This is a genomic window from Actinomadura sp. 9N215 (assembly GCF_044326345.1).
Classification (GTDB): domain Bacteria; phylum Actinomycetota; class Actinomycetes; order Streptosporangiales; family Streptosporangiaceae; genus Spirillospora.
Map to the genome: position 1 here is coordinate 519,047 of NZ_JBIRBA010000001.1, position 13,387 is coordinate 532,433.

At 73.5% G+C, this 13,387-nt stretch carries 4 protein-coding genes (1 of these 4 only partly in view); all 4 read right to left on the reverse strand.

What is annotated here, in order from left to right:
* Tightly spaced (at most 32 nt apart), the 4 genes in view from ACH34T_RS02185 to ACH34T_RS02200 form a layout consistent with a single transcriptional unit that may run on beyond the window.
* Positions 1-9,292: the 5' portion of an amino acid adenylation domain-containing protein gene (locus ACH34T_RS02185; RefSeq protein WP_395990198.1), read on the reverse strand. The gene continues 3,662 nt to the left of window position 1, outside the view; 9,292 of the gene's 12,954 nt are visible here — the first part of the coding sequence; its start codon is at positions 9,290-9,292; its stop codon lies beyond the left edge, outside the window.
* 28 nt (positions 9,293-9,320) lie between these two features.
* Positions 9,321-11,243 (reverse strand): ABC transporter ATP-binding protein, encoded by a 1,923-nt coding sequence (locus ACH34T_RS02190; protein ID WP_395990199.1) that lies wholly within the window; start codon positions 11,241-11,243, stop codon positions 9,321-9,323.
* Positions 11,244-11,275: 32 nt separating this feature from the next.
* Positions 11,276-11,767 (reverse strand): flavin reductase family protein, encoded by a 492-nt coding sequence (locus ACH34T_RS02195; protein WP_395990200.1) that lies wholly within the window; start codon positions 11,765-11,767, stop codon positions 11,276-11,278.
* A gap of 30 nt (positions 11,768-11,797) precedes the next feature.
* Positions 11,798-13,381, reverse strand: coding sequence for an MBL fold metallo-hydrolase (locus tag ACH34T_RS02200; protein WP_395990201.1), 1,584 nt, complete (start codon positions 13,379-13,381; stop codon positions 11,798-11,800).
* Between the last annotated feature and the right edge of the window lie 6 nt (positions 13,382-13,387).

Below are 13,387 nucleotides of genomic sequence, written 5' to 3' on the forward strand. Positions count from 1 at the left end.
GCAGGTCCTGGTGGGCGTGGGCGGCGAGCGTCGTGTCGCGGACGCGGCCCAGCAGTTCGATGAAGGTCGGGTCGCCGGACAGGTCGGTGCGCAGCACCAGATCGTTGACGAAGAACCCGATGAGGTCCTCGGTCTCGGCGCGGTTCCGGCCCGCGACCGGCGTGCCCACCACGATGTCGTCCTGGCGGCTGTAGCGGCCGAGGAGGACGGTGAACGCCGCGAACAGCGTCATGAACAGGGTGGCGCCGTTGTCGCGGGCGATCTGCCGCAGCCCGTCCGCGGTTCCGGACGGGACGGTGAACGGCACCACGGCGCCCGCGCTCGACCGCACGGGCGGACGCGGCCTGTCGGTGGGCAGGTCGAGCAGCGGGGCCCCGGCCAGCCGGTCCCGCCAGTAGTCGAGCTGGCCGTCGAGCACCTCGCCGGTCAGCCACGAGCGCTGCCACACGGTGAAGTCGGCGTACTGCACCGGCAGCGGTGGCAGCGGGTCGGGCTCCCCGGCCTGGAATGCCTCGTACAGCGCCGCCAGCTCGCGGCGGAAGATCCGGTCCGACCATTCGTCGAAGACGACGTGGTGGACGGTCATGGCGAGGACGTAACCGGCCGGGCCGAGCCGGATCACGCAGGCGCGGATCAGCGGCCCGGCCGCCATGTCGAAGGGCAGCAGCGCGTCCGCCATAATCAGCAGACGGGCGGCGGCCACCGGGTCGGACACGTCGGAGACGTCCGCGACCGGCAGCGGCGCGGGCCTGGGCGGGTCGACGACCTGGTGGCCGACGCCGTCCGGGCCGATCACCAGGCGGGTGCGCAGCACCTCGTGCCGCGCCACGATCGTGCCGAACGCCTTCTCCAGGCTGCGGACGTCCAGGTCCTCGCCCAGCCACATCGGCGACGGGACGTTGTACTCGGTCGAGCCCGGTTCGAGCTGGTCGAGGAACCAGAGCCGCTGCTGCCCGAACGACAGCGGCAGAGCCTGATCCCGGGGCGCCCGGGTCACCGGCGGCACGCGGCGTTCCACCGAGGTTCCGGGCGCCGGGGACGTGCCGTCGATGACGGCGGCGAGGCCGCGCACGGTGGGCTGGGCGAACAGCGCCGCCAGCGGCGCATCGGCCCCGAACGCCGTCCGGATCCGGGACATGACCTGCGTGGCCAGCAGCGAATGGCCGCCGAGCGCGAAGAAGTTGTCGTCGGCCCCGACCCGGTCCAGGCCGAGCACCTCGGCCCAGATTCCCGCCAGCAGCTCCTCGGTGTGCGTGGACGGCGGCGCGTAGTGGCCGTCCAGCGCGGGACGGGCCTCCGGCGCGGGCAGCGCGGCGCGGTCGAGCTTGCCGCGGGGCGTCAGCGGCACGGCCGCCAGCTCGATGAACACGGCCGGGATCATGAACTCGGGGAGCCGCTGGGCGGCGAACCCGCGCAGCTCGTCGGGCGCGGGAATGCCTTCGGCGTGGTCGGCGGGGATGAGGTAGGCCACCAGGCGGGCGCCCGCGCCGGTGCCGTCCACGGTGACGACCGCGGAGCGCACGGCGGGATGGGCGGTGAGGACGGCCTCGATCTCCGCCGGCTCGATCCGGAACCCGCGCACCTTGACCTGGTCGTCGGCGCGGGCCACGAACTCCAGCTCACCGGACGCGGACCACCGCACGCGGTCGCCCGTCCGGTACAGGCGCGAACCGTCCGCGGCGAACGGGTCGGCGACGAACCGTTCCGCGGTCAGCGCCGGGCGGCCTCCGTAGCCGCGCGCCAGCTGCGGCCCGCCGATGAACAGTTCCCCGGGCACCCCTACCGGCACCGGGTTGAGGGACCCGTCCAGCACGTACAGGCGCATGTTCGGCACTGCGCGGCCAACGGCCGGGGCACGCTGAGGCTCGGGGTCCACCGGCCCGGTGGTCACCATCACCGTGGCCTCGGTCGGCCCGTAAGTGTTGACCAGTCGCCGGTCCTGCACCCAAGCGCGCGCGAGCTCCCGGGTCAGCCGCTCCGCCCCGGACAGGACGGTGCCCAGCCCCGGCACCCGCCGCGGGTCCAGGACCTCCAGCAGCGACGGCACCACGCTGGCCGATTCGACTCCCAGCCCGGTCACCATCGCGGCCAGCCCGGCCGGGTCGGCGCGCTCCGCCTCGGCGGCCACCACGAGCGTCCCGCCGCGCGCCAGGGTCACCGCGATGTCCAGGACGGCCGCGTCGAAGCTGAACGAGGCGAACTGCAACACCCTGGTCCCGGGGTCGACGCCCAGCACGGGCCCGAGGCCGACGGCGAGGTTCACCAGGCCCCGGTGCGCGAGCTGCGCCCCCTTCGGGACGCCGGTCGACCCCGACGTGTAGATCACGTAGGCGAGCCCGTCCGGCTCCACCCGGGCGTCCTCGGGACGGCCCGCCGGTCGTCGCTCCGCCAGCTCCGCCCGTACTGCCGGGTCGTCCAGCCAGATCACCGGGCGGTCCTCCCCGGCCACATCGCCCGCCACCGATCGTTCAGCGACGAGCAGCGCCGCGCCGCTGTCGGCGAGCATGAACTCCAGCCGGTCGGCCGGGTACTCCGGGTCCAGCGGGACGTACGCGCCTCCGGCCAGCCACACGCCGAGCACCGCCGCCGCCATGTCCACGCCGCGCGGCAGGCACAGCCCCACGACCGACTCCGGCCCGACGCCCCGCGCGTCCAGCAGGGACGCCAGCCGCCAGGCCCGGTCCACCAGCCACCCGTACGTGACCTGCCGTTCCCCGCACACGACCGCCACCGCGTCCGCGGAGGAGCCCGCGTGGGCGACGATCAGCTCGGCCACGCCGTTCACCGGCGGCAGTGTCGCCGCCGCGCCGTTCCAGCCTTCGACGACCTGTTCCCGCTCGGCCGACGTCAGCACCGGCACCTGCGAAAGGGGACGGCCCGGATCGTCTGCCACCGCCTCCAGCACCGTCACCACATGGCCCACCAGCCGGTCGATCGAGCCGGGGTCGAAAAGCTCCGTGCTGTAGTCGATCTGGCCCGCCACGGCCGACCCGCCATCGGCCAGTCCCAGCGCCAGGTCGAACTTCACTTCGACCGGGTCCGGGGCGGCGTCCCGGCCGGGCCCGGCGCCGCCGCTCAGGTGGAACCCGGAGCGGTCACCGGCAGGACGGGGCGCATCGTCGTCGTCGAGGGTGGCGTAGCTGAAGAAGACCTGGAACAGCGGTGTGCGGGAGCGGTCGCGTTCGGTGACCAGGGCATCCACGAGCCGCTCGAACGGCAGGTCCTGGTGGGCGTAGGCGCCCAGCGCCGTCTCCCGGACGCGACCGAGCAGCTCGGCGAACGCCGGGTCACCGGACAGGTCCGTGCGCAGCACCAGCGTGTTGACGAAGAACCCGACGAGCCCTTCGGTCTCGGCACGGTTCCGGTTCGCCACGGGCGTCCCGACCACGACGTCGTCGGTGTCGCAGTAGCGGCCCAGCAGCACCAGGTATGCCGCCAGCAACGTCATGTACATGGTCGCGCCGTTCGCGCGGGCGATCCGGCGCAGCGCGTCGGCGGTCTCGGCCGGCACGACGAACCCGGTCGCCGTGCCCGCGCTCGACCGGACGGGCGGACGAGGCCGATCCGTCGGCAGCTCCAGCGTCGGCGCCCCCTCCAGCTTCTGGCGCCAGTAGTCGAGCTGACCGTCCAGGACCTCGCCGGTCAGCCACGAACGCTGCCAGGCCGCGTAGTCGGCGTACTGCACCGGCAGCGGCGGCAGCGGGTCGGGCTCCCCCGCCCGCAGCGCCTGGTAGAGCTCCGACAGCTCGCGGCGGAAGATCCGGCCCGACCACTCGTCGGAGACCGCGTGGTGCATGGACAGCGCCAGCAGGTGCTCGTCCTCGCCCAGCCGGATCAGGCAGCCCCGCAGGAGCGGACCGGCCGCCAGGTCGAACGGGGCGGCCGCGTCCACGGCGACGAGGTCCCTGGCCGCGCGCATCGGGTCGGGCACGCCGGACACGTCCGCCATCGGCAGCGGCACCGGACGCGGCTCATCGATCACCTGGCGGGCCACGCCGTCCGGTCCGGCGACCAGGCGCGTCCGCAGCACCTCGTGGCGCACGACCATCGCGCCCAGCGCCGCGCCGAGGGCGGCCGTGTCGAGACGGCCGTGCAGCCACAGCGGCGACGGCACGTTGTACTCGGTCGAGCCCGGTTCGAGCTGGTCCATGAACCAGAGGCGTTCCTGGCCGAACGACAGCGGCAGCGGCCGGTCGCGGGAAACCGCCGTCACCGGCGGCACCGGCACGGCCGGCGCCGTCTCCTCGATCACGGCGGCGAGGCCGCGGACGGCGGGGTGGTCGAACAGGGCGGCCAGGGGGATCTCGGTGTTGAACACGTCCCGGATCCGGGAGATCACCTGCGTGGCCAGCAGCGAGTGCCCGCCCAGCTCGAAGAAGTTGTCCCCCGCCCCGACCCGGGCCACGCCCAGGACCTGCGCCCAGATCCCGGCCAGCAGCTCCTCGGTCACGCCGGTCGGCGCCACGAAGGTGCCGAGCTCGGCGCCCGCGGTCTCGGGCGCGGGCAGCGCGGCCCGGTCCAGCTTCCCGCTGGGCGTCAGCGGCAGCAGGGGCAGCTCGATGAACATCGACGGGATCATGAACTCCGGCAGGCGCGCGCGCAGGTGGTCGCGCAGGGCGCTCGCGTCCGGCACTCCGCTGCCGGCGCCGACTCCGCCGTCGACCGGGACCAGATAGGCCACCAGCCTCCGGTCGGCGCCGTCCCCGTCGGTGACGACCACCGCCGACTGGAGGCTCGGGTGGGCGACGAGCGCCGCCTCCACCTCGCCCGGCTCGATCCGGTAGCCGCGCACCTTCACCTGGTCGTCGGCGCGGCTCAGGAACTCCACGTGTCCGGACGCGGTCCAGCGGACGCGGTCGCCCGTGCGGTACAGGCGCGACCCGTCGCCGCCGAACGGGTCGGCGACGAACCGTTCGGCGGTCAGCGCCGGACGACGGCCGTACCCGCGCGCCAGCTGCGCCCCGCCGACGTACAGCTCCCCGGCCACGCCCACCGGCACCGGCCTCAGCGACCGGTCCAGCACGTAGGCGCGGGTGCCCGGCAGCGGCGTCCCGACCGGGACCGTCCCGGCGGCCACCTCGGACGGCCCGAGCCGAGCCGTGAGCACGCCGATCGTCGCCTCGGTCGGGCCGTAGTGATTGACCACCGGACGGTCTCCGGCGACGTCCAGCAGCCCGGCGGCCAGCCTCGCCGGCACCGCCTCCCCGCCCAGGACCAGCACGCGTCCCGGCATCAGGCCCGCCAAGCCGCCGCCGTCCGTCGACCCGCCACCGCCGAGCCCGCCGCCGTCTGCATTTCCACCGGCCAGTGCCGCCAGATGCGACGGGACGACCTTCAGATGCTCGATCCCCCACGTGGCCACGAAGTCCCGCACCGCCGCCGGATCGGCCGCCAATCCCTGATCCAGCACATGGAGCGTGCCGCCGGAGGCCAGCGCCGCGAACACCATCGTGTTGCCCAGGTCCGTCACCAGCGGTTGCAGGACGCCGAACCGGCCGCCGTCGCCCAGCCCGACCCGGTCCACCACGCCCGCGACGTAGGCCGCGACCGCGTCGAACGTGACCTGCACGCCTTTCGGACGTCCCGTCGACCCCGACGTGTAGACCACGTACGCGAGCTGCCCGGCGTGCGGCGCCGCGGCCTGCGGGACCGCAGCGGGAGTCGTGGCCGCGAGCATCTGCCGCACCATCGGGTCGTCGAGCGCGATGACCCGCAGCCGCCCGGCGGGCAGGTCGCCCACGGTCTCGTCCGTGCCCAGCACCACCGCCGCGCGGCTGTCGGACAGCATGAACCCCAGCCGCTCGGTCGGGTACGCCGGATCCAGCGGCAGGTAGGCCGCACCGGCCAGCCACACGCCCAGCACAGCCGTCACCATCTCCGCGCCCGCGGGCAGGCACAGCCCGACCACAGACTCCGGCCCGACGCCTACCCCGCGCAGATATTCCGCCAGGCGGGCCGCACGCGTCGCCAGGCCCTCATACGTCAGGCAGCCCTCGGGGCCCACCAGCGCCACCGCGTCAGGAGCCGAACGCGCACGCGCCACCAGCAGCTCCGGCGGCGTGACGGCCTCCGGTCGCGTGGCCGCGGCGCCGCTCCAGGCGTCCACCAGCTCGCCGCGCTCCGCCGCCGTCAGCAGCGGCAGGTCCGACAGGCGCAGCGCCTCGTCGGCGGCGACCGCGCCGAGCAGGGTGTTCAGGTGGTCGATCAGCCGGGTGATCGTCGCCGCGTCGAACAGGGCCGTGCCGTACTCCACCATTCCCGACAGGCCGGCGCCGTCGTCCACGACGATCAGGCGCAGGTCGAACTTCGCGACGACGTCCGTGCCGACGTCGCCCGGGTCCTCGACGTCGTAGTTGAAGAACGCCTGGAACAGCGGGGTGCGGGACCTGTCCCGCTCGGTCACCAGCGCGTCGACCAGCTGCTCGAACGGCAGGTCCTGGTGGGCGAAGGCGCCGAGCGCCATCTCCCGCACCCGGCCCACCAGCTCGGCGAACGTCGGGTCGCCGGACAGGTCGGCGCGCATCACCAGCGTGTTGACGAAGAACCCGATCAGGTCCTCGGTCTCGTCCCGGTTCCGGTTCGCCACCGGCGTGCCCGCCACCACGTCGTCGGTGCCGCAGTACCGTCCGAGCAGCGCCGCGTACGCGGCGAACACGACCATGAACATCGACGCGCCGCTCTCGCGGGCGACCTTGCGCAGCCCGTCGGCGGTCTCGTCCGGGACGGCGAACCGCGTGACCCGCCCGGCGGACGACCGGACGGGCGGACGCGGCCGATCCGTCGGCAGCTCCAGCTCGGGCAGCCCGGCCAGCCGGTCCTTCCAGTAGGCCATCTGCTGGTCCAGCACCTCGCCGGTCAGCCAGGCGCGCTGCCAGACCGCGAAGTCGGCGTACTGCACCCCGAGCGGCGGCAGCGGGTCCGGCTCCCCTGCCTGGAACGCCGCGTACAGGGCGGAGAGCTCGCGCCGCAGGATCCCGCCCGACCACTCGTCGAACGCGACGTGGTGCAGGGTCAGCGACAGCACGTACCCGGCCGCCCGGCCGCGAACAGGGCCGAGCCGGATCAGGCAGGCCCGGATCAGCGGGCCCGCGGCCAGGTCGAACGGCGCGGCGGCGTCGAGGGCGACCAGCAGGTCGGCGGCGCGCACCGGGTCCGCCGTCGCGGACACGTCGGCGACGGGGAGCGGCACCGGTCCCGGCGGGTCGATCGCCTGGCGGGCCGTGCCGTCCGGGCCGGCGACGAGGCGGGTCCGCAGCGCCTCGTGCCGGGCCACCACGGCGTTCAGCGCGGCGCTCAGTTCGCGGACGTCGACGTCCGCGGGCAGCGGGACGCGCATCGGGATGGTGTACTCGGCCGTGCCGGGTTCGAGCTGGTCGAGGAACCACAGCCGCTGCTGGGCGAAGGACAGCGGCAGCGCCCGGTCGCGGGGCGCCGGGGTCACCGGCGGCGCCGGCGTCCGCGCCGAAGGACCCTCGACGGCCGTGGCCACGCCCCGCACCGTGCGCTGGTCGAACAGGACGCTGAGCGGCAGCTCGACCCCGAACACGCGGCGCACCCTGGCGATCACCTGCATGGCGAGCAGGGAGTCGCCGCCGAGCTCGAAGAAGGTGTCGTGCGCGCCGACCCGGTCGACGCCGAGGACCTCGGCCCAGATGCCGGCCAGCAGGTCCTCGGTGGGGGTCGAGGGCGCGACGTAGGGGGCGTCCAGATCGGGACGGCCCGGGTCGGGGTCGGGGAGGGCGGCCCGGTCGATCTTGCCGGCGGGGGTGAGCGGCAGCGCGGCCAGCCCGGTGAACGAGGCCGGGATCATGAAGTCGGGCAGCCGTCCCCGCAGGTACTCGCGCAGCTCGGCCGGTCCGGGGACGCCCGCGCCCGGGCTGGCTGAGACGAGGTAGGCCGCCAGCCGCGACCGCGTCCCGTCGCCGGTCAGGGTCACGACCGCGGCCCGGACGGCGGGATGGGCGGCCAGCGCGGCCTCCACCTCGCCCAGCTCGACCCGGAACCCGCGCACCTTGACCTGGTCGTCGGCCCGGCCCACGAAATGGAGCGCGCCGTCGGCGGTGCGCCGGACGCGGTCGCCCGTCCGGTAGAGGCGCGATCCGTCCGCCGCGAACGGGTCGGCGACGAACCGTTCCGCGGTGAGGGCCGGACGGTGGCCGTACCCGCGCGCGACCTGCGGCCCGCCGATGAACAGCTCGCCGGTGACCCCGGCGGGCACGGGCTTCAGTTCCTCGTCCAGGATGTGCAGGCCCGTGTTCGGCACCGGGGTGCCGATCGGCGGCGCCTCCCGGATCTCGGGATCGACCGGCCCGGTGGTGACCATCACCGTGGCCTCGGTCGGCCCGTACGTGTTGACCAGCCGGCGGTCCGGCGCCCACGCCCGCGCGACCTGCTCGGTGAGCCGCTCCGCTCCCACGAGGACGGTGCCCAGGCCGGGCACGTCCTCCGGCGACAGCGTCCGGAGCAGCGACGGCACGATGCTCGCGGCCTGCACCGCGCCCGCCCGGAGCATCCCGGTCAGCCTGCTCGCCTCGGCCCGCTCCGGCGCGGTGGCGACGGCCAGCGTCCCGCCGGACGCCAGCGTCGCCGCGATGTCCAGCACCGCGGCGTCGAAACTGAACGAGGCGAACTGGAGCATCCGCACCCCGGGCGCCACCCCTAGCACCGGGCCCACCCCGGCCACCAGGTTCGCGAGCCCGCCGTGCGGCACCTGCACGCCCTTCGGCAGCCCCGTCGACCCGGACGTGTAGATCGCGTACGCCAGCCCGCGCGGGTCCACCCGCACCGGCTCGAACGGAGTGGAATCCGCCGCCGCCAGCTCCGCGCGGACGGACGGGTCGTCCAGCCACACCGCGGCGGCGCCGTCCAAGATCCCCACCGTGCCGCCGCCGACGGCCCCGGCGGCCCCGCCGGTCAGGGCGCTCGCGGCGGCCCGCTCGCCGACCAGGAGCGCGGCGCCGCTGTCGGCGAGCATGAAGGCCAGCCGCTCGGACGGGTAGTCAGGGTCCAGCGGCACGTACGCGCCCCCGGCCAGCCACACCCCGAGCGCGGCGGTCACCATGTCCACGCCGCGCGGCAGGCACAGGGCCACCACGGACTCCGGCCCGACACCCCGCACGCGCAGGAGCCGGGCCAGCCGGGACGACCGCCCCGCCAGCCCGGCATAGGTGAGCGATCGTTCCCCGCACACCACCGCGACCGCGTCCGGGCACGCCTCCGCCCGGGCCGCGATGAGCTCGTGCACCGCGGTGAAACCGGGCTTTTCCTCGGTGGCCGAATGATCGGACGCCACTGCCAACACCTCCGCCTGAACGCGGCGTTCAGGAAATCGTGGGACCAGTACCGTTGCCGGCTTGCCGGGCGAACTGCGTGTTGCACAGCTCCGCGTAGAGGCCGTCCTCCGCGAGCAGCGCGTCGTGCGTGCCGCGCTCGGCGATCCGGCCCCCGTCGACGACCAGGATCTGGTCGGCGTCGCGGACGGTGGACAGCCGGTGCGCGATGACCAGCGAGGTCCGATCGGCCAGCGCGGTCTTGAGCGCGCGCTGGATCGCCGCCTCGGACGCCGAGTCCAGATGGGCCGTCGCCTCGTCGAGGATGACGATCGGCGGGGCCTTCAGCAGCAGCCTGGCCAGGGCGATCCGCTGCTTCTCGCCGCCGGACATCCGGTAGCCCTGGTCGCCGACCATCGTGTCCAGGCCGTCGGGAAGGGCCGCGATCAGGTCCCAGATCCGGGCCGCCTCGCAGGCCTCGACCACCTCGGGCTCGGAGGCGTCCGGCCGCGCGTAGAGCAGGTTCGCGCGGATCGTGTCGTGGAACAGGTGCGCGTCCTGCGTCACCACGCCGACCGAGTCGTGCAGGGACGTCATCGTGAGGTCGCGGACGTCGCGCCCGCCGATCAGCACGGCGCCCGCGCTCGGGTCGTAGAACCTGGGCACCAGGTGGGTGATCGTCGTCTTCCCCGCGCCCGACGGGCCGACCAGCGCCGTGAGGCGGCCGGCCGGCGCGAGGAAGTTGACCTCGTTCAGGACCTGGGTCTTGCTCCCCCGCTCGGGCACGACGACCGACGTCGACTCCAGCGAGGGCAGCGACGCCTCCGCCGCGGACGGGTAGCGGAACGACACCCCCTGGAACTCGATCTCCGGGACGGCGGCGGGCCCGTGCCCGTTGCCGCGGGCGTTCAGCACCTGGGCGCCCGGCCGCTCCTCGACCAGCGGCTTGAGGTCCAGCACCTCGAAGACCCGGTCGAAGCTCACCAGCGCCATCAGGACGGCGACCGGCAGGCTGGACAGCTGGTTGACCGGGCCGTACAGCTGCGTCAGCAGCGTGATCATCGCCACCAGCGTGCCGACCTTGAACGCCTCGTCGATGACGAGGTAGCCGCCGACGCCGAGCATCACCGCGAGCGCGAGCGTGCTGGCGAGGCCGATCACGATGGCGAGGATCTCGCCGACGACGTCGGCCCGCACGCCGACGTCGCGGACCCGGCGCGCCCGCCGGGTGAACAGCCTGGACTCCTCGTCGGGCCGTCCGTACAGCTTGACGAGCATCGCGCCTGCGACGTTGAACCGCTCGTTCATGAGCGAGCCCATCTCGGCGTTGAGCTGCATCGTCTCCCGGGTGAGGCGCTGCAGCCTGGACCCGATGATCTTGGCGGGGAGGATCAGCAGCGGGATGGTCAGCAGCGCCGCGATGCTCAGCTGCCAGGACAGGTAGAACATGGCGGCCAGCACCAGGACCAGGGTCAGCAGCGTCTCGACGGTCTGCGACAGCAGCATCGTCACCGCCTGCTGCGCGCCCACGACGTCGGTGTTCAGCCTGCTCACCAGCGACCCGGTCTGGGTCCGGGTGAAGAAGGCGAGCGACTGCCGCTGCACGTGGTCGTAGGCCTGGGCGCGCAGGTCGAAGACCAGGCTCTGCCCGATCCCGGCCGACAGCCGGGCCCGGACGTAGCCCGCGACGGCCTTCAGCACGGCCAGCCCGGCGATGATCAGGGCCAGCGCGATCACGACCCCGAGCTTCTGCGGCACGATGCCCCGGTCGATGACCTGCCCGAACAGCACGGGCGTGCCGGCCGCGACGCCCGCGTCGAGCAGGGTGATGAGCAGCAGCAGCGTCAGCATCCAGCGGTACCGGCGGATGTACGGGACGATCCGCGGCAGCGTGTCGGGACTGATCTGCTGGCGGGTCACCGGCTCTTCGTCGGCCTCGTGGCCCTCCAGTCCCGGCGGGGCTGGAACAGTCATGCCTGGCATCTGGCCGACTCCGTCTCTTTCACCTATTTACCAATGGCAGCGAAATTCTGGGAGAAATAGACCAGCAGATCGCAGTCGTCGTCGGACACGTGCACGTCGGTGACCGCGCCGATCAGCAGCAGATGGGTCGCCCGCTCGACGATGTCGTCGACCTTGCAGACGACGCGCGCGGGGGCGTCGGCGAGAACCGGGACGCCGTCCGCGCTCAGCCAGTCGCCGTGGTCGAACCGGGAGGTTCCGCGGACGCCGTCCACCCGCCCGGCGAACACCTCGGCGACCCGGCGGTGCTGGGTGCCGAGGATGTTGACCGCGAAGGCGGGCGCGTCCACGATCACCTGCCCCAGCCAGGTCTGCCGGCTCACGCCGACCACCAGCGACGGAGGATGCAGCGACAGCGACGAGACCGCCGTGGCGGTCAGGCCGCACCGCGTGCCGTCGGCCGCGGTGGCGGTGACGACGCACACGCCGCTCGCCAGCCGCCGCATCCCCCGGACAAAGCTGTCGGCCAGATCCATGATCAGTGGCCGCGCGCCCTGGTGGTCATCTCACCAGCGCCATTCCTGCTGGCCGTAGAGGTGGTCGGCCTTGACGCCCTGCGCGGCGCACCAGGTCATGAACTCCTCCACCTGCTTCAGCTGGAAGGAGTCCTCGTTGTACGACGTCGCCATGACGTGGCCGACGAGCCACTGCTCCTCGCCCATCGCGTAGATGTAGGCCTCGTCGGCGCCCAGCTCCTTGACGATCGCGCCCGCCTGGGCCGCGTTGGAACCGGAGAGCGTCCGCGAGTCGCTCATCTTCTTGCTCACCGGCCGGACGAGCAGCGCCTGGTACAGCCAGGTCAGCGGGGCCCCGGCGCACTCCATGCCCAGGAACGCCACGTCGGTCTCGCCGACGTGGTTGCGCATGTGGCGGTAGAGCCCGGGCTCGATGCCGGACGAGTCCGCGCCGATGTAGATCCGCCGCCCGCCGAGCTCGACGAAGTACGTCGACTTGGCGCGGATGTCGAGGTCGGCGTGCTCGCCCAGGAACGGCGCCGCGGTCACCTTCCCGCCGGGGAACTGCACCTCGGAGAAGTCGTCCACCTCGATGACGTTCATGCCGACGCGCTCCAGATAGAGCGCGAGCGACGGGTCGCAGATGTTGCCCCGCGACGACCGCGGCACGACGACGGCGTCGATCCTGCTGCGGAGCGCCAGCAGCGTCTCCAGCACGATGTGGTCCTGGTGACCGTGGGTGATCAGCGCCAGGTCGATGTGGTCGGGCAGGTCACGGTAGGTGTACCGGCCGGTCGCCGTGCTGTCGGCGCTGACCCACGGGTCGGTGATGACCGTGGCCTCGGGCGTCTGCATGACGAGGCAGGCGTGCCCGAAGTAGCGGATCCGGCCGCCGCTCTCGATGTGCCGGTCGGGGGACAGGTCGGGGGCGTCCGTCAGGAGCCCGCTGAGCTGCTTCGCCTCGACGTCGCCGAGCTCCAGCGCCTCGCGCAGCGCGCCCAGCGTGGTCGGCTCCGTCCGGGCCTGGAACAGGTCGGCGATGCCCTGGTGGCGGAACGGGATCGGCAGGTCGATGACGTCGGGGCCCGGCAGCCGCGGCGTGCTGAGGATGAAGGGGCGCTCGACGCCCGTCTCGATCGACAGCTGCACCGACTGGCGGTCCTCGGAGTAGACGCTGCTCTCGTAGAGCACCGGCTCCATGAACCGGATCGACGCCTGGTTGCTGGTGTCGTAGGCGAGCTCCACCAGCCCGGCGAGCTCCGGCGGCAGCTTCGGGTACAGCGGCGTCAGGTCGAACCCGGTCGCCTCCTGGCCGACGAGCTCGTCGGCCTCGGCGATCGCCTCGGCGAACCGGAGCTGCTCGGCCCGGTCGCGCCGGATCGAGGCCAGCAGCTCGCGCACCTCGCCGCTGCGGTCCTCCGGGATGTTGACGAAGAACCCGCCCCGCAGTTCCGGATTGACGCTCGCGTTGATGTGCACCTGCGGAGACTGCAGATACGACTCGAGCAGCGGCACCTGAAGGAATGCCAGGTTCATCGCCGACTGGACCGGAGCCACGTTGTGCATCCACGCGTAAAACCGGTCGACGAGCGGCTCTATGATCACGTTCGAGCGAAGGAACTTCGGCTCATCCATCTCGGT

Excerpts from the sequence above, each read along its gene's own strand:
- ACH34T_RS02190 (WP_395990199.1), bottom strand. The coding sequence starts at position 11,243 with ATGACTGTTCCAGCCCCGCCGGGACTGGAGGGCCACGAGGCCGACGAA.
- ACH34T_RS02195 (WP_395990200.1), bottom strand. The coding sequence starts at position 11,767 with ATGGATCTGGCCGACAGCTTTGTCCGGGGGATGCGGCGGCTGGCGAGC.
- ACH34T_RS02200 (WP_395990201.1), bottom strand. The coding sequence starts at position 13,381 with ATGGATGAGCCGAAGTTCCTTCGCTCGAACGTGATCATAGAGCCGCTC.